This window comes from Streptomyces sp. NPDC030809, from assembly GCF_055572195.1.
The window spans coordinates 158,577-174,360 of sequence record NZ_JBVIDV010000019.1 but is presented as its reverse complement, the minus strand read 5'-3'; the positions used below and the strand labels follow the sequence as shown (position 1 = coordinate 174,360).

Here is a 15,784-nt window from a genome sequence, read left to right as displayed (position 1 = left end):
ATCTGGCGTTGATTTTTGGCACGCTGTTGAGTTCTCAAGGTGCGGACGCTTCCTTTGTACTGACCCTCGCGGGCTTTCCTCCGGGCGCTTCCTTCATTCTTGCGTTTCCGACTCTATCAGATCTTTCCGATCCGATTTCCTCGGCGCTTTCCGGTTCCTGCGCTTTCGCGCTTTTCCCTTCCGGCGATCACCACGTTAGCGGATTTCCCGTGTCTCTCATAATCGAGAGCCGTGGAGGCATTCGGGCATGCCGGATGCGCCCCCACCGGGGGTGAATCGCAGGTAGTGGTTTTTGGTCGCTTCCGTCATCTGCCGATGGCACGTGACCGGAACTTGCGACTCGGGCTACGTTAGACGGCCGTAGCAGCCGAGTCAAGCCCGGGCTGCGCGTCGTTCGTCTCACCTGTCGTACGCAGGGGTGGCATGTTTTGCCAGTTTCGGTAACGTCGGTCCGCCGCCACCGGACCACGGGGCGGATGGGGCGTACAGGGGGTGGGGCCCGGCATGCCGGTGGCCATGGTCGAAGCGATCGTGCTCGCGCGACGCAACGAGAAGCGGTTCGAGGGGCTCCAGCGGCGGCGCAAGAAGCTGGAGCGCCACGTACGGCAGGAGAACGCGGAGCAGCAGAAACGGCGCACCGCCGTCTACGACCGGGCGCTCGTTCCCTTCCGGGATGCGTTCGGGCGCCTCAAGCACGTGGAGCTCGCGGAGCTGGCACCCGTGGACGGCCCGGGTGGTCCCGCGGTCGCCGAAGTCGAGTTCCGCGAGCTCCAGCACGTGGCGGTCGAGGCCGTGGCCTCCCTGGCCGGCGGCGCGGTGGCCGGGGCCGGGGTGGGGGCGGTCGCCTTTGCGGCCGTGGGTGCGTTCGCCACGGCGTCCACGGGAGCCGCGATCTCGGGGCTGTCCGGAGCGGCGGCGACCAGTGCCACACTCGCGTGGCTCGGCGGAGGGTCCCTGGCCGCGGGGGGCGGAGGCGTGGCCGCGGGGACGATGGTGATGACCGCGCTCGTCGCCGCCCCTGCGCTCCTGGTCGCCGGTGTGCTCATGGAGTGGCGGGGCCGCTCGGCGAGGGACGAGCAGAAGAAGTTCGGCCGGCAGCTGGACGCGGCCGAAACGGAGCTCACGGAGGCCCGACAGGTGCTGTCGGCGGTTTTCCAGCGCAGCCGGGAGATGCGGCTGGTCCTCAAGTACCTGGCCCGGGCCATGCAGGAACGCCAGGCGCTGTTCGCCGAGCTGGTCGACCGGTGTGATGACTACTCCTGCTACGGCCCCGGCGACCGGGCGCTCGTCAAGGAGATGTTCGATCTTGCGGTGACGACGGTGACGGTCCTGGGTGCGCCGCCCGCGGGCGAGGACGGGCATGTCTCCGAGCTCTCGGAACGCGTGGTCACCGAGGCCCGGAGGAAGCTGGCCGCCCTGGCGGACACCGCGTGAGCCGGCCGGGTGCCCCGGGGCCGGAGGAGAAGGCGAACGGCTCGGCCGCGCGACTCGCCCCGCAGTCGGCGGGGGCGGCGTGGCTGGTCGCGGATGCGGCCAGCCGCCGGTTCGCCGCGGCCACGTACGAGACCCTTGCCGCGCGGGAGACCGTCGAGCGGCTGGCGCGCCGCTATGCCGCGCTCGGCACGGCCCAGCGGGCGGGCCACCTGTTCGAGGTTCAGCACGCCCTGTCCTTCAACCAGGCTGCGGCGCGGGCAGGGGCCGGGGTTCGGGCGGTGGTCTCGGAGTGGGCCGTGGGCGGCTCGCACACGTCGGCGGCGGACATCCTGCTGGTGGATGCGGGCCGGACGGTCGGCGAGGTGCAGGCGAAGCTGATGGACTCGGTGGCCGGGACCGCGCACCAGCTGCGGCGCAGCCACTACGCGGGGATGACACGGCTGGTGGCCGGGGACCGGGTGGCAGCCGTGGACGGGCTGCTCGGGCGGCGGCTGGCCATGTCGCCGGAAGGGGTGGGGTTCGCCGATTACGCCGATGCGCACCGGCACCTCGCCGACCGGATCGGCCACGGGGGTGTCTCCTCCCGTCCGCTGGATCTGGCGGACGTGCACCGGGCCGCAGCGGATCCCGGGGGGTGGGTGCGGGGCGAGGTGCTGAAGGCAGCGGGTGCGGAGGCGGCCGTGGCCGCCGGCACGGGGGCGGCGGCCGGCGGTGTTCTCGCGGGGCTGGTGACGGCAGCCGGCGAGCTGGCCCGGATGCGTGCCGACGAGACCTCGGCCGCACAGGCCGCGCTGACCGCGGCCGGGGCGGCTGCCCGGGGTGCCGCCCGTTCCGGATCCCTCGCCGGGCTGTCCTCTGCGGTGCGGACCGCCGGGCGGGCGGGCCGGCTGCCCGCCGCGTTCGGCGGTGCGGACCTGGCCTCCGCCACGGCGGGGGCGGCGCTGGCGGTGGCGGGTTCGGCGGTCGAGCTGGCCCGCGGGGGCATCGGTGCCGGCGAGTTCGCCGGACGCAGTGCGGAGGCGGTGCTCCACGCCACGCTCTCGTGGGCCTGCGGTGCGGTCGGGCAGACGGTGATCCCCGTACCCGTCGTGGGGGCGATGGCGGGGGCGCTGGTCGGGCAGGCCGCGGGTGCCGTCATCGTGCAGGGGCTCCAGGCGGCGCTGGTGATCGTACGGGGCACCGGCGGGGGCGGTGCGCGGGAGCTCGAACACGAGCTGCTCGCTGCGTCCCTGACCACGGGCCTGCTGGCGGACGCGGCGGCTGCGCTGGGTCCGCGCACCCATGTACGAGAGACGGTGCAGCCGGCGCTGGCGGCCGTCCGCGGTGATCTCACCGGCTGCGATCCCGCCCGGGCGCTCGCCGGGCTGGCGGAGCTGTCGGGGCGGCATGCGGGGCTTCCGCTGCACCTGACTCCGGAGGAGTTCGACGCGTGGATGGCAGAGGACGGGGAGCCCCTGGTGCTCGACCCGAACTGGTAGGCCGCCCGGGGGCCCCGGTGCGGCCCCGGGCGGTCAGGGGCAGGGCCGCGCGGTCTTTCCGCGGTCCTGGTGGCCGGGGTGCACGCCGGGTGGGCAACTGATGGGCAGAGGCGCTGAGTTCGAGGATCTCGCGGAGCCGGGCGCGGCGGTCGGCGTCGAGGGCGGTGAGCCAGTCGCCCCCTGGTGCGCGGCCGCGTACTTGCTCAACACCCTGCGGATCGGGGGGCATTGCGGCGGCGGGCGGGGCCCAGCGTTTCCGGGACCCGCCGGAGACGGCCGGTGCATGCGCCGGCCGCCTCGGGGGAGCAGGATGGTCCCATGTCCGACCGATTCGCCAGCCGCGTCCTCGACCTGACCACCGGCCGCACCGAGACCGTCACCGATCTGACCCGCCACTGCGAGCAGTTCCTGTCCGAAGCCGCAGCGGGACGGGACGGGCTCCTCAACGTGTTCGTCCCCCACGCCACCGCCGGCGTCGCCGTCCTGGAGACGGGTGCCGGCAGCGACGACGACCTGCTCGCCGCGCTCCACACCCTGCTGCCCGCCGACGACCGGTGGCAGCACCGGCACGGCTCGCCCGGCCACGGCCGCGACCACGTCCTGCCCGCCTTCGTCCCTCCGCACGCCACGCTGCCGGTGCTCGGCGGCCGGCTCAGCCTCGGCACCTGGCAGTCGGTCTGCCTGGTGGACACCAACAAGGACAACCCGCAGCGCCAGGTACGGCTGTCCTTCCTCGGCTAGCCGTACCCGGCGCCAGGTCCCGCGGCCCCGCCCCGGAGCGGCAGCGCGTTCCAGCGCTTCCTCCGGGGCGGGGCTGCGGCCCCGGCTGTCACTCGTAGCGGTACAGCAGGGATTCCCTTTCGTGCGCCCTGATCTGATCGAGGGTCAGGTCGGCCGCGCCCAGGTGGGAGAGGGTGACCTCGGCGGAGCTGGGGACCGCGTCCTCGGCGAGCCACTGTTCGGGCTTCCAGGCGTTGCTGCGCAGGAAGGCCTTCGGGCAGTGCTGGTAGACCTCCTCCACCTCCACGACGATCGCGCTGCGCGGGGGCTTGCCCACCGGGGTGAGCCGTTCGAGGAGGCGCGGGTCGCTGGAGACACAGGCCCGGCCGTTGGCCCGCAGGGTGGTGGCCCGGCCCGGGATGACGAAGACGAGGCCGGCCCGGCCGGTCTCGACGATGTTGTGGCTGGTGTCCAGCCGCTTGTTGCCGGTGGCGTCGGGGATCGCGAGGGTGAACTCGTCCAGGACGGTCACGAAGCCTGCGGGACCGCCCCGCGGGGTCACGTCGCAGTGGCCGGCGGCGTCGGCACTGGCGATGAACACCAGGGAGGAGCGGCCGATGACCTCGCGGGCCACCTCGTGGATCCGGTCCACGGCCTTGCGGCGGACCAGGTCGCTGGGCGCCTCGTAAAGCGCGCGCAACCCGTCCGCGTCCCGGACGGCAGTGGCCTTCAGTGCGTCGAACATGCGCCCCGTGGGCGGCGGATTGTCTGTCACGTACGCGCAATCTATCCGACGCGTACGGCCGTCTGTTCGAGTCCCGGTCGTGCGGCACGGAACGACTGCGCGGGCGGCGGGCGCGCCGCGCGCAGGTTCGGCCGCGCGCGGCGTGTACTGGGGCGGGGGACGTGACGTACGTACCGGGCGCACCGCGGAAGGCAGCCATGAGGAAGATCGTCTCGCAGCTCTTCATCTCGCTGGACGGCGTCGTCGAGGCGCCCGACCAGTGGCACTTCCCGTACTTCGACGAGGACATGGGCGCGGCCGTCGATGCCACGTTCGGCGCGGCCGGCACCCTGCTCCTCGGTCGCAGGACGTACGACAGCTTCGCGGGTGCCTGGCCGGAGCGCGAGGCGGCCGGCGGGGAGGACGCGCCCTTCGCCAAGCTGCTGGGCGACACCCGGAAGGTGGTGGTGTCCCGCCAGGAGCTCTCGTTCACCTGGCGGAACTCCGAGCGGCTGGCCGGCGGGCTGGTGGCGGGGGTGACCGAGCTCAAGAACGGCCCCGGCTCGGGGACCATCGTGATGAGCGGGTCGGTCTCGGTGGTGCGTCAGCTCCTGGATGCGGGCCTGTTGGACGAGCTCCAGCTGCTGGTGCACCCGATCGCCGTCCGCAAGGGCATGCGTTTGTTCGAGGGGGGCGGGGTTCCGGTGCCGCTGCGGCTGCTGGACCACGAGGCGTTCGGGTCCGGGGTGCTGAACCTGCGCTACGGGCCGGCCGAGGGGCCCGGCCAGGCCACGTACGAGGACGCCAAGGCCCACCTGCGCCAGGCGGACCGGTAGGGGGCCGGGCCACGGCCGGTCGGCCGGTTGCCGGGCCGGCCGACCGGTCCCGGTCAGGGGCGTGCCGCTGCGCGCCAGAGCGTGAGGGCTCCGGCCGCCGGGAGCGCCACGCAGACCGCCAGGAGCAGGATCAGTTCCGTCGGGCCCAGCCCGGAGGCGGCCAGGAAGAGGGCGCCCAGGGCCACGAGCAGCGGGCCGCCGGCCGAGGCCGCGGCTCCGATCGCCTTCTGCCGGGCGTCCCACTGCCGGGAGCGGAAGAGCAGGACCAGGCCCGCGATGAGGGCCACGGCCCCGGCGGCCGGGTGCAGCAGGCCGAGCAGTCCGCCCCCGGCCAGCAGGGCCAGGGTGGCCTTGGTCCGGCCGGCGCTCTCCGCGGGTGCGGGGGCGGGGGCGGGCGGGGTGTCGGCGGCGGGCCCGGCGGGCTCTTCGGCGAGGGCGGAGGCGGCCACGGTGCGGGGGTCGCCGAGCCGCGCGAGGACCTCGCGGATGGCGGCTTCGTCCTCGCCGGCACTGACCGCGATGTGCTCGCGGAGGTCCGCGAGGAGTTCGATGCGGCGCTCGGCGGGCAGGGCCGCGCTCTCGCTCTCGACGAGGGAGAGGTAGGTGTGGACGAGCGGGTGGTCGGTGGCGTTCACGGGGACTCCCCCTGGGTGTCGTGGAGAAAGTGGTCGACTGCGGTGCGGAAGCGTGGCCAGGCGCGCGTGAACTCGGAGAGGGCGGCCCGGCCGGCCGGGGTCAGGGTGTAGTAGCGGCGCGGCGGCCCGCTGGGGGACTCGCGCAGCTCCGTGTCCACCAGCTCCTCCCGGCGGAGCCGGGACAGCAGCGGGTAGATCGTCCCCTGGCTGGTGGTCATGACACTGACGGCGGACAGCTCCTCGAGGATCTCCACGCCGTAGCGCGGGCCGTCCCGGAGCAGGGCCAGGACGCAGTACTCCAGCACGCCCTTGCGGAGCTGGCTGGGCACCCGCCCCTCCGCCCCTTCCTTTGCGTTACCAGGAACCATGCATTGCAAGATAGCCGCACGGATCGCGCCGCACAAGCTCGGCTTGCGTCGGGGCGGCCGCCGGTTCTGCGGCACGGCTCTCGCCGGTTCGGACGCAGAACGATCGCTTTCCGCCGAATCCGGGGTTTCCGCCACACCGCGTCCGCGGATCAGTAGCTTGACCGGGAGGAGTTCGGCAGCAGCGGGGGGACCTCCGCCGGGCCGGGCGCGAACAGCACGGCAAGGGAGTGGACGAGTATGGCGAACCTGGATGTCTCCTTGAAGGACGCGATGACGTCGATCGAGGGCGCGCTCGGTGTGGCCCTGGTGGACTACACGAGCGGCATGGCCCTGGGGACCCTCGGCGGCGGCAAGGACCTCGACCTCGCGGTCGCCGCGGCGGGCAACACCGACGTGATCAGGGCGAAGGTCCGCACGATGGAGATGCTCAACATGCAGGACGAGATCGAGGACCTGCTCATCACCCTGGGAGGGCAGTACCACCTGATCCGGCTGCTCCAGGGGCGCAACGGGAGCGGGCTGTTCCTGTACCTCGTGCTGGACAAGGGCCGTTCGAACCTCGCGATGGCCCGGCACCAGCTCAAGCGGATCGAAGCCGCCCTGGAGCTCTGACCCCCGCTTCCGGCGGCCCTCGCATGCCCACGAGTTGAAGACTTCTTCAATTCGTCAGATCGAAATCTGGTCAACTGCGGGTCGGTGCGGGCCGCCGGGAAGCGACCATGGAGGAAGACCGCCGGGGTCCGGATCCCCGGCGGCGGTCGTAGTACGCGCGACAGCAGGAGCAAGGACGCCGGTGGGAATGCAGGTACCGCTGTACCAGGCGAAAGCGGAGTTCTTCCGCATGCTCGGACACCCCGTCCGCATACGGGTGCTCGAACTGCTCCAGCACGGGCCCATGCCGGTCCGCGACCTGCTGAACGAGATCGAGGTCGAGCCGTCCAACCTCTCTCAGCAGCTGGCCGTGCTCCGCCGTTCGGGGATCGTGGTCTCCATCCGCGAGGGCTCCACGGTCAGTTACGCCCTCGCCGGCGGGGACGTGGCCGATCTGCTGCGCGCGGCACGCCGCATCCTGACCGAGCTGCTGGCCGGGCGTACGGAACTGCTCACGGAACTCCGGCAGACGGACCCCGCCGCCAACGCGTGACGGGCGCACGGGGCTTGGGGCGACGGGCCCCCGGGCGGGGGCTGCGCAGCGGGCCCGGGGTGCTCCCCCGGGGTCAACCCTGAGAGGACCCTGAGGGATCGGCGTCCGGAGATCATTCCCGAGCCCGATGGGCCGGGGCGGCCGATGCGGGAGAGTCGGACCGTGACCTCGACCGCCGCCCCCGCCCCCGCGTCCGCCCCTGCCCTCGCCTACGGGGCTGCCGCAGCCGTGTCCGCCGCGGGCATCGGCACCCGGCTCCGGCCCGGCCGTGGGACGGTCGTCTCCTTCCTGCGGTTCACCGTCTGCGGCGGCGGGGTCGGCCTGCTGGCGGGCGGCGCGCTCGTGCTGGCGGACGGGTGGCTGCCGCTGGCGGCCGCCAATGCGGTGGTGGCGGTCGTCTCCACCCTGCTCGCGACCGAGCTCCAGGGCCGGTTCGCCTTCGACCGGGCGCGGCCGGGGCGCCGCGAGCACCTCCAGTCGGCCCTGACGGCGGCCGTCGGCTACCTGTTCACCACGGCCGCCCTGCTGATCCTCCGGGCACTGGCGCCGGACGCGGACGCGTGGCAGGCCCAGGCGGTCTACCTCGCCGCGTCCGCGCTGGCCGGGGTGGCCCGCTTCGCCGTGCTGCGGGCCGTGGTCTTCGCGGTGCGCCCGGCCCCGGCGCGCGAGGAGATACGCACGGAGCTCGTGCTGGCGCGTCCGGAGGCGGAAAGCGCGCGACCCGACGCGTTCGGCCTGTGTGCAGGCTGAACGCGCCGGGTCGGGGAAGGGCCGTACGGTCTCGCGGCGGCCGGGGTCAGGCCTGCGCGGGCGCCGCGCTCTCGGCACCGGCACCGGCACCGGACTCGGACGCGGAGTCCGACGGGGTCGCGCTCTCCGGCTCCGCGGCCTCCCCGGCAGCGGCCTCCGGCGCGGGGCGCGGGATGCGGTGCAGCCCCCGGCGGTCGTAGAAGCGGGTCACGGCGAAGCCGAAGACCAGGGAGACGGCCAGGGCGATGGCCATGGCGGTCCAGCCGCGGGTGAGGCCCGCGTCGGCCTGGGCGTCGAAGAAGATGATCGCGCGCAGGCCGTCGGTGATCTGGCGGAGCGGCTCGAAGGCCGACAGGGTCCGGAAGAACTCGGGCATCGCCTGGATCGGCACGGTCGCCCCGGAGGAGGGCACGGCCGCCGCGATGAACACGATGGTGGCGAGCAGCATGCCGGGGGTGCCGAGGGCCGCGAACATGGCGAGTCCGCTGATGCCGACGACCAGGATCGTGGCGACGGAGTAGAGCCAGAGCAGTCCGAGGTGGGAGGCGTCCATGTCGAGGAGGCCGACGGTGGCGACCTCGACGAGGGTGCCCATGACCAGGGACAGTCCGAGCATGACGACGCTGCCGATGGCCAGGGTCCGGACCCGGTTGGTGTGCCGGACGGGCATGCGCTGGCGGAACGGGCCGAAGTCGGCGTGCAGGTAGCCGAGTGCGGAGTCGACCTGGGAGTTCACGACGTTCGCGCCGAGCATGCCGCAGACGACGAGGACCAGCGCGTAGTAGAAGGCGCTCAGGCCCATGGCGCTGCGACCGCCGAGGGGGTGGCCCTCGGCGACGGTCACCGTCACGGGGTCGGCGAGCATCAGCCGGGCTGCGGCGGGCAGCTGGGCCTTGTCCCCGCCGGCCTGCTTCAGGAGTTCCTTGCCCAGCTGGGCGGAGGCGGCGTGGGCGGCCTTCTGCGAGGCCTGGCTCGCCATGGAGGAGCCGATGCTGCCGGCCGCCTGGTTGGTGAGGACGGTCAGGGTCGGCGGGCCGGCCTGCGGCTGGGGTGCCGCGGCGGCGGGCCGGGCCGCCGTGCCGGCCTGCTTCGGAGTGCCGGCCGCCTGCTGGGCCGCGGTGGCGGCCGGGGGCGGGGCGAGCAGCCCGGTGACGGAGGCGGTGAAGTCCTTGGGGATCACCAGGGCGCCGAAGAGCTTGCCCTGGCCGAGCCGCTTGTCGGCCTCCTGGCGGGTGAGGACCTGCCAGTCGATGCTGTCGTTGCTCTCGGCGGACTTCCGGATGCCCTTGACGACCTGGTCTCCGGCGTTGAGCGGGCGGCCCTTGACGGTGGCTCCGCCGTCCTCGTTCACCAGGGCGACCGGGAGGTCGCGCAGGTTGCCTCTCGGGTTGACGTTGCCGCCGACGTACAGCAGGGCGAAAAGTATCGAGACCACTGCAGCGATCAGTCCGGTGCCGATCCACAGCCGCGGGCTGCGGAGCACGGAGGGGGGCGTGGGCGTAGGCATCGTTTCTCCGGTGCGGTTACAGGGCGTTACTGGATACTGAGGATATCCAGTGACTGGATAGTGGCAGTATCTTGTAGGGGTGTCCAATCGGACGGCAGGATTGGCGAAAACGGACGCCTGCGGACGGGACATCGGGACACAGGGGCGGGTTGACGGGCCGCACGGACGGCAAGGAGGCCGCATGAAGATCTCGGAACTCAGTCGCAGGAGCGGCGTACCGGTCGCCAGCATCAAGTACTTCCGGCGCGAAGGACTGCTGCCGGCCGGCCGCGCGACGGCGGCGACCCTTGCGGAGTACGGCGAGGAACACGTGGAGCGGCTCCGCCTGATCAAGGCGCTGACCACCCTCGGCGGGCTGTCCATCGCCGCCACCCGCGAGGTGCTGGGCGCCGTCGACCAGGCCCACAGCACGGAGAGCGCGCTCGGAGCGATCAGTTACGCCCTGCCGGTGCCCGTGGCGGCCGCCCAGCCGTCCGGCGACACCGAAGAGGAGGCGCAGAACTCCGCCGCCGCGCAGGGCGAGGTGGCCGCGCTGATCGAGACCATGGGCTGGGCCGCCCCCGAAACCTCCCCGCACGTACAGGGGCTGGCGGCGGCACTCAAGGAGCTGCGGCGGCTGGAGGCCGGCTACACCCCCGGCGAGCTCGCCGCCTACGCGGGCCTGGCCGAGTCCGTGGCCCGGCTGGACCTGGAGCGGGCGGCCGGTCTCGAGGACCCGGTGGCGCTGGCCGAGCGGGCCGTCATCGTGTTCGCGATCTGCGCCCCGGTCTTCGAGCTGCTGCGGCGCCTCGCGCAGGAGGACCAGGTCCGGCGCCGGATCGCCGGCGGCGGGGCCGGCACCGGCGGCTGAGCCGGCCCCGGCACCCGCGGCCCACCGCCCGCACCCGCACCCCCGGCGCCGGCCGTGTGGCTATAACTGGTGCATGGCACTGAGCTGGAAGCTGGTCGTCGACAGCGCGGACGCGCCCGCCCTCGCGGATTTCTGGGCCGCCGCCCTGGAGTACGAGGTCGAGGATCCCGGGCCCCTGATCGAAGGACTGCTGGCCGCCGGCCGGCTGGCCCCCGAGGCGGTCGCCGAGCACCGGGGGCGCAGGATCTTCCGCGGGTACGCGGCGATCCGCCATCCCGAGGACCCGTACGACGAGACCAGCGGGGTGGGGCACGGCCGCCGGGTGCTGTTCCAGGACGTGCCCGAGCCCAAGACCGTGAAGAACCGTCTGCACATCGACGTCCACAGCGGATCCGGCGGGCTCGACGCGCTGGTCGCCCGCCTGGAAGGGCTCGGCGCGGTCCGGGTGCGCGAGGTGGACCGCGGACCGGCCGGCCACTGGTGGGTCATGCAGGACCCGGAGGGCAACGAGTTCTGCGCCGCATAGGCCCTACGCCGCGGGGTCCGGCCGGGGCGTGAGGGTCACCGGCGTGGGCCCGTCGGGGCGGACGGTGATCCCGTACGCCGTGCGGGCGGGCACCGAGCGGAACACCGGGACGTACGCGGGCAGCAGGAGTTCGAGGAGGGCGGTCGTCTCCCGGAGGGCGAACTGGGATCCCAGGCAGGCCCGGGGGCCGATGCCGAACGGCAGGTAGGCACCGGGATCGGCGGGGCGCCGGCCCGGGGTGGTGAAGCGCTCCGGGTCGAAGGCCTCCGGGTCCGGCCACAGCTCCGGGTCGCGGTGCGTGAGGTACGGGCAGACCAGGATGTCGGTGCCCGCGGGGACGGCGTACCCGGACAGGACCTCGTCCTCCGGTGCGTGGCGGGGCAGGATCCAGGCGGACGGGTAGAGCCGCAGGGTTTCGTGGACGAGGGCCTGCACGGCCTGGCGGCGCTCCGGCGAGCCCGCGGGGCCGGCGGCCAGCGCCCGTTCGCGTGCCTGCGGGTGGCGGTCCAGCAGCAGGTGGAGCCAGGTGAGGGTGGTGGCCGTGGTCTCGTGGCCGGCCACCAGCAGGGTGACGAGCTCGTCGCGGATCAGCCCGTCGGTGTAGGCGGGGCGGGTGGCGGAGCCTTCGACCAGGACGTGCAGCAGACCGGGGCCGTCCGGCCCGGCGGGCCCGCTGCGGGCTGCGGCCACCGCGTGCCGGGCCACCGCGTCGATGCGCGCGAGTCCGGCGGCGGCCTCCGTCTCCGAGTCGGCGGAGCCGCCGCCGGGGAGGGTGGGCAGGGCGGCCATCACGGCGCCCACGGAGTCGAGTTCGCGTGCGGTGTCCGCGTCGAGGGCGTGCCCGGTGAGGCTGCGCCAGATGGTGTCCAGGGCGAAGTGGCGCATCTCCTCGCCGAGGTCGAAGACCTCCCCGGACGCGGCGTACGCGGCCCAGCGGGCGGCGGCGCAGCGGGCCGCGGCGGCGATCCGCTCCTCGTAGCGGCGCATCCCCCGTCCGGTGAACTGCCCCTGGAGCAGCTTGCGTTGCTGCTGCCAGGCCGCGCCGGTCGCGGCGATGATCCCGTCGCCGACCAGGATCCGGGCGCGGTGGGAGCGCTTGACGTACCGGTCGGGGTTCAGGGCGAGCACCTGGCGGACGGCCTCGGGGGCGGTCACGAGGACCGTGCGCCGGGGGCCCGCGGAGAACGCGGCCACCCCGCCGGCGCGGTCCCGCACCCGGGCGAGCAGGTCCACCAACTCCCCTTGCTCCGCCTGCCACTTCTGCACGATCTCGGCTCCGACATCGGGGACGGCCGGGGGCGGTGCGGCGGGAGCGGGGACGGGGCGGGGGCCGGTTCCGGCTTGGGTGACCACGGGGCTGCTCTCCTGGTTCGGCTGTCGGCGGGCGCGGCGTGTCGTCTCCGACCGGGGGCGGGCAGGACGGACTGTACGGGAGCGGACACACAGGGTGGAAGGACGCCCGGCAGCGCAGCGGCCCTTACGCGCCGTGCGCCCCGGTGCGCGCCGGCTTGCGGCCCTTCACCGCCCAGGCCCGCGCGGTCAGGGCGACGGATCCGTCCGCGCGGGTGGCCCCGGTGACGGCGGCGGCGAGGGCGGTGCGGATGCGCTCGCGGTGGCCGGGGGCGAGCGAGGCGGCGTACCCCGGTGCCGGGCCCTGGCCCGCGAGGAACGGCTCCCAGAGGTCGGCGAAGCCGGAGAACACGGTGGGCACCTCGATCGCCGTGGTGGCCACCGCCGCCAGTCCCGCCCCGGTCCACCACTGCTCCAGAGCCCCGGGCCCGCAGGCGGCGAACCGGCGGCCCTCGTCGAGCGCGGCGGCCGCCGGATCCACGCTTGCGGCGGCCTCCCAGAACAGGCGGAGCAGGCCCATGCCCCCCGCGTAGTCCCAGACGTACGCGGCGACCGTGCCGCCGGGCCGAACCGTCCGGGCCATTTCGGCGACCGCGGCGGCCGGGTCGGGCAGGAAGTTGAGGACCAGTCCGCTGACGGCCGCCCCGCACGCCCCGTCGCGTACCGGCAGGGCGAGGGCGTCGGCCGCGGCGAAGTGCACGGGCCCCGCGGGCGCGCCGGCCGCTGCCGCGCGGGCGAACGCCTCGGAGCGGTCCACGCCCAGCACCCGCCGGGGCCGGCAGCGGCCCGCCACCACTCCGGAGAGCACCCCGGTGCCGCAGCCCACGTCCAGCCAGCGCAGCCCGTCGGGGCAGCCGAGCCAGGCCGCGAACACCTGCGCGACGGGCCGGCTCCACCGGCCCATGTACCGCTCGTACGCGGCTGCGCCCGTCCACACGTCGAACCGTTCCTCCGCCACGGCACCACGATCCCCCGCCGGGGGCGCAGCAGGCCGCCGCCACGCGCAGGACCGGATCCCGGGCCGTGCCCGCGGTGCGTTCGGCCGTTCGGCGACCGGGTGGGGGAACCTTCGGCCGGGAGCGTGGCGGGCCGCGGCCGCAGTGGTATTCCGTTCGGCATGCAGCCCCGAGTCTCCCCGTTCCTCCGTACGGCCGCGGCGTACGCCTGGCGGCTGCTGGTCGTCGGTGCGGCGGTGTACGGGGTCTTCGCCGTGCTGGGGCGGTTCCACGAGATCGGGGTGGCGCTGTTCCTGGGGCTGGTCGTCACGGCGCTGCTGCGGCCGGTCGCCGACCTCGCGGCCCGCGGACTCCCCCGCGGACTCGCGGTCGCCGCCACGCTGCTCGGCGGGATCGCCCTGGTGCTCGGCGGGCTGGCGCTGGTGGGCGAGGCGGTGGCGGGCGAGAGCACCACGCTCGTACGGGAGTTCCGGGAGGGCCTGGACCACATCGAGGAATGGCTGGAGAAGCCGCCGTTCCGGCTCAATCCGGAGGCGCTGTCCGATGTGCAGGCGCGGATCGGGCAGTTCCTCTCCAGCCACCGGTCCACGCTGCTCAGCAAGGCGGTGAGCGGGGCCGGGCAGCTGGTGCACGTGCTGACGGCGCTGGCCCTGGCGCTGTTCTCCTCGGTGTTCTTCATCCACTCGGGCGACCGGCAGTGGGCGTGGTTCTGCGCGCAGCTGCCGGAGCCGGTGCGCGGGCGGTGGGACCTGGGCGGCCGGGCCGCGTGGCGCACGTTCACCGGCTACACGCACGGGATCGTGCTCGTCGCGGGGGTGAACGCGGTGCTGGTCTGTCGCTGTTCCTCCTGGGGGTGCCGCTGGCCGTCCCGCTGGCCCTGCTGGAGTTCTTCGCCGCGTTCGTCCCGCTGATCGGCTCGCCGGTGGCGCTGGGCGTGGCGGCGGTGGTCGCGCTGGCGGCGAAGGGCCCGCTGACGGCGGGCATCGTGATCGCGCTGATCGTGGTGATCGGCCAGATCGAGGGGCACCTGCTGCATCCGCTGGTGATGAGTTGGGCGGTGCGGCTGCATCCGCTGGTGGTCGCCGTCTCGGTGATCGCGGGGACCACGGCGGCGGGGATCGTGGGCGCGGTGGTGGCGGTGCCGCTCGTGTCGGTGGTGTGGGCGGTGCACACGGCGCTCCGCGAGGCGCGCCGGACGGCGGCCGCGCCCGTGGCCGCGGGCGCGGGGGCGGCCGGGGAATCTGCCGCTGCGGCCAGCACGTAGGGTGGCCCGATGGATATCTCCTCGCTCTCCCGTCCTTTCCGGCTGCTCGTGACGGGGGGAGGGACCGGTGGGCACACCTACCCCGCGCTCACTGCGGTCCGTACCCTCCAGCGGCGGCTCGCGGCTTCGGGCAGTTCGCTCGACGTGCTGTGGATCGGTACGCCCGACGGGCTGGAGGCGCGGGTCGCGCCGGCCGAGGGCATTGCGTTCACGACGGTCGCCACCGGCAAGATCCGGCGTTCTTCGAACCCGTTGAAGATGCTGTCGGCGGCGAACATGAAGGACATGGCGAAGGTGCCGCTCGGTGTGGCGCAGGCCCGGAAGGTGGTCTCGGACTTCCGGCCGGACGTGGTGCTGGCGACGGGCGGTTACGTGGCCGTCCCGGCGGGTCTTGCGGCGCGGATGTGCCGGCGCCCGCTGGTGCTGCACGAGCAGACGGTGCGGCTGGGCCTGGCCAACCGCAAGCTCGCGGGCTCGGCGACGCGGATCGCGGTGTCCTCGGATTCCACGCTGGAGCTCCTGCCCGCGGAGGTGCGGTCCGCGGCGGTGGTGACGGGCAACCCGGTGCGGCCGGAGGTGCTGGCCGGGCATGCGGAGAAGGCCGTGGCCGCGCTGGGTCTGACGGGCTTCGACCGGCGGCTGCCGACGGTGTACGTGACCGGCGGCGCGCAGGGTGCGCAGCAGATCAACGGCGTGGTGCGGGAGGCCCTGCCGTGGCTGCTGTCCCACGCGAACGTGATCCACCAGTGCGGTCCGGCCAACGTCGAGGAGCTGCGCCGGCACGCGGCGGCGCTGGATCCGGCCCTGGCGGCGCGCTACCACCTGACCGGGTTCGTGGGCCCGGAGCTGCCCGACGTCCTGGCGCTGGCCGACCTGGTGGTCTCGCGCAGCGGTGCGGGCACGCTGGCGGAGCTGACGGCGCTGGGCAAGCCGGCGGTGTTCGTGCCGCTGGCCACGTCCGCGGGCAACGAGCAGGCGCACAACGCGCGCCACCTCGCGGACGCGGGCGCCGCGGTGGCCCTGCTGGGCGAGGTCACGGCGGCGGCGCTGGCGGAGGCGGTCGGCCCGCTGCTGACGGACCCGCTGCGGCGTGCCGGGATGGCGGAGCGGGCCCGGGCGTACGGGCGTCCGGACGCGGCGGAGCGGCTGGTGGACGTGCTGCTGGAGGCCGCGTCGGCCGGCTGAGCCGGGTCTCTGCGGGAGCGTCCCGTCGGCGGCGGCGTCTCGTCTGCGGGAGCGTCA

General features: G+C 74.2%; 17 protein-coding genes and 1 pseudogene. 12 read left to right on the top strand and 6 right to left on the bottom strand.

Annotation, left to right across the window (positions count from 1 at the left end):
* The 4 genes from ACZ407_RS24790 to ACZ407_RS24775 form a co-directional block, all read left to right on the top strand.
* A partial coding sequence (locus ACZ407_RS24790) for a hypothetical protein (protein WP_468131781.1) occupies positions 1-275 on the top strand: 275 nt, incomplete at its 5' end.
* A gap of 241 nt (positions 276-516) precedes the next feature.
* A complete protein-coding gene (locus ACZ407_RS24785) occupies positions 517-1,434 on the top strand; it encodes a hypothetical protein (protein ID WP_468131779.1) in 918 nt (305 codons plus the stop codon).
* Positions 1,431-2,912, top strand: coding sequence for a hypothetical protein (locus ACZ407_RS24780; protein ID WP_468131777.1), 1,482 nt, complete (start codon positions 1,431-1,433; stop codon positions 2,910-2,912). The genes ACZ407_RS24785 and ACZ407_RS24780 overlap by 4 nt, the downstream gene beginning before the upstream one ends.
* A gap of 318 nt (positions 2,913-3,230) precedes the next feature.
* Complete coding sequence (locus tag ACZ407_RS24775) at positions 3,231-3,653, top strand: YjbQ family protein (RefSeq protein ID WP_468131776.1); 423 nt, start codon at positions 3,231-3,233, stop codon at positions 3,651-3,653.
* Between the two features lie 88 nt (positions 3,654-3,741).
* Here the strand turns inward: ACZ407_RS24775 and ACZ407_RS24770 are convergent, their stop codons facing one another.
* Positions 3,742-4,407, bottom strand: coding sequence for an MSMEG_1061 family FMN-dependent PPOX-type flavoprotein (locus ACZ407_RS24770; RefSeq protein WP_468131774.1), 666 nt, complete (start codon positions 4,405-4,407; stop codon positions 3,742-3,744).
* 167 nt (positions 4,408-4,574) lie between these two features.
* Here ACZ407_RS24770 and ACZ407_RS24765 point away from each other — a divergent pair, with 167 nt between their 5' ends.
* Positions 4,575-5,192 carry a dihydrofolate reductase family protein gene (locus ACZ407_RS24765; protein ID WP_468131772.1) on the top strand — a complete coding sequence of 206 codons (618 nt, stop codon included), beginning with the start codon at positions 4,575-4,577 and terminating at the stop codon, positions 5,190-5,192.
* Positions 5,193-5,245: 53 nt separating this feature from the next.
* Here ACZ407_RS24765 and ACZ407_RS24760 read toward each other — a convergent pair whose 3' ends face one another.
* Positions 5,246-5,827 (bottom strand): HAAS signaling domain-containing protein, encoded by a 582-nt coding sequence (locus tag ACZ407_RS24760; RefSeq protein WP_468131770.1) that lies wholly within the window; start codon positions 5,825-5,827, stop codon positions 5,246-5,248.
* Entirely contained in the window at positions 5,824-6,195 is a 372-nt protein-coding gene (locus ACZ407_RS24755; protein WP_468131768.1) for a PadR family transcriptional regulator, read from the bottom strand. Before ACZ407_RS24755 ends, ACZ407_RS24760 begins: the two co-directional genes overlap by 4 nt.
* A gap of 237 nt (positions 6,196-6,432) precedes the next feature.
* Here ACZ407_RS24755 and ACZ407_RS24750 point away from each other — a divergent pair, with 237 nt between their 5' ends.
* From ACZ407_RS24750 to ACZ407_RS24740, 3 genes are all read left to right on the top strand, one after another.
* On the top strand, positions 6,433-6,807 hold the full coding sequence (locus ACZ407_RS24750; protein WP_468131766.1) for a hypothetical protein: 375 nt from the start codon (positions 6,433-6,435) through the stop codon (positions 6,805-6,807).
* Between the two features lie 187 nt (positions 6,808-6,994).
* On the top strand, positions 6,995-7,339 hold the full coding sequence (locus ACZ407_RS24745; RefSeq protein ID WP_468131764.1) for an ArsR/SmtB family transcription factor: 345 nt from the start codon (positions 6,995-6,997) through the stop codon (positions 7,337-7,339).
* 162 nt (positions 7,340-7,501) lie between these two features.
* Complete coding sequence (locus ACZ407_RS24740) at positions 7,502-8,089, top strand: hypothetical protein (protein WP_468131762.1); 588 nt, start codon at positions 7,502-7,504, stop codon at positions 8,087-8,089.
* A 46-nt stretch (positions 8,090-8,135) separates the two neighbouring features.
* Here ACZ407_RS24740 and ACZ407_RS24735 read toward each other — a convergent pair whose 3' ends face one another.
* Complete coding sequence (locus ACZ407_RS24735) at positions 8,136-9,596, bottom strand: DUF3533 domain-containing protein (RefSeq protein ID WP_468131760.1); 1,461 nt, start codon at positions 9,594-9,596, stop codon at positions 8,136-8,138.
* Between the two features lie 181 nt (positions 9,597-9,777).
* Between ACZ407_RS24735 and ACZ407_RS24730 the strand changes: the two genes are divergently transcribed.
* The gene (locus tag ACZ407_RS24730; protein ID WP_468131758.1) at positions 9,778-10,446 is read left to right on the top strand and encodes a MerR family transcriptional regulator; all 669 of its coding nucleotides are present in this window, start codon (positions 9,778-9,780) and stop codon (positions 10,444-10,446) included.
* A 73-nt stretch (positions 10,447-10,519) separates the two neighbouring features.
* Positions 10,520-10,972 (top strand): VOC family protein, encoded by a 453-nt coding sequence (locus tag ACZ407_RS24725; protein WP_468131756.1) that lies wholly within the window; start codon positions 10,520-10,522, stop codon positions 10,970-10,972.
* Between the two features lie 3 nt (positions 10,973-10,975).
* Here ACZ407_RS24725 and ACZ407_RS24720 read toward each other — a convergent pair whose 3' ends face one another.
* The gene (locus ACZ407_RS24720; protein ID WP_468131754.1) at positions 10,976-12,325 is read right to left on the bottom strand and encodes a cytochrome P450; all 1,350 of its coding nucleotides are present in this window, start codon (positions 12,323-12,325) and stop codon (positions 10,976-10,978) included.
* 124 nt (positions 12,326-12,449) lie between these two features.
* Positions 12,450-13,280, bottom strand: a complete 831-nt coding sequence (locus tag ACZ407_RS24715; protein ID WP_468131752.1) for a class I SAM-dependent methyltransferase — start codon at positions 13,278-13,280, stop codon at positions 12,450-12,452.
* Between the two features lie 159 nt (positions 13,281-13,439).
* Between ACZ407_RS24715 and ACZ407_RS24710 the strand changes: the two are divergent.
* A pseudogene (locus ACZ407_RS24710) lies at positions 13,440-14,542 on the top strand (AI-2E family transporter).
* 9 nt (positions 14,543-14,551) lie between these two features.
* The gene (locus ACZ407_RS24705) at positions 14,552-15,727 is read left to right on the top strand and encodes a UDP-N-acetylglucosamine--N-acetylmuramyl-(pentapeptide) pyrophosphoryl-undecaprenol N-acetylglucosamine transferase (protein WP_468131750.1); all 1,176 of its coding nucleotides are present in this window, start codon (positions 14,552-14,554) and stop codon (positions 15,725-15,727) included.
* Positions 15,728-15,784 lie beyond the last annotated feature (57 nt).

What these genes read in the sequence shown, in the direction of transcription:
- ACZ407_RS24785 (WP_468131779.1), top strand. Translation starts at nt 517, where the DNA reads ATGGTCGAAGCGATCGTGCTCGCGCGACGCAACGAGAAGCGGTTCGAG.
- ACZ407_RS24775 (WP_468131776.1), top strand. Translation starts at nt 3,231, where the DNA reads ATGTCCGACCGATTCGCCAGCCGCGTCCTCGACCTGACCACCGGCCGC.
- ACZ407_RS24765 (WP_468131772.1), top strand. Translation starts at nt 4,575, where the DNA reads ATGAGGAAGATCGTCTCGCAGCTCTTCATCTCGCTGGACGGCGTCGTC.
- ACZ407_RS24755 (WP_468131768.1), bottom strand. Translation starts at nt 6,195, where the DNA reads ATGGTTCCTGGTAACGCAAAGGAAGGGGCGGAGGGGCGGGTGCCCAGC.
- ACZ407_RS24750 (WP_468131766.1), top strand. Translation starts at nt 6,433, where the DNA reads ATGGCGAACCTGGATGTCTCCTTGAAGGACGCGATGACGTCGATCGAG.
- ACZ407_RS24745 (WP_468131764.1), top strand. Translation starts at nt 6,995, where the DNA reads ATGCAGGTACCGCTGTACCAGGCGAAAGCGGAGTTCTTCCGCATGCTC.
- ACZ407_RS24735 (WP_468131760.1), bottom strand. Translation starts at nt 9,596, where the DNA reads ATGCCTACGCCCACGCCCCCCTCCGTGCTCCGCAGCCCGCGGCTGTGG.
- ACZ407_RS24730 (WP_468131758.1), top strand. Translation starts at nt 9,778, where the DNA reads ATGAAGATCTCGGAACTCAGTCGCAGGAGCGGCGTACCGGTCGCCAGC.
- ACZ407_RS24725 (WP_468131756.1), top strand. Translation starts at nt 10,520, where the DNA reads ATGGCACTGAGCTGGAAGCTGGTCGTCGACAGCGCGGACGCGCCCGCC.
- ACZ407_RS24705 (WP_468131750.1), top strand. Translation starts at nt 14,552, where the DNA reads ATGGATATCTCCTCGCTCTCCCGTCCTTTCCGGCTGCTCGTGACGGGG.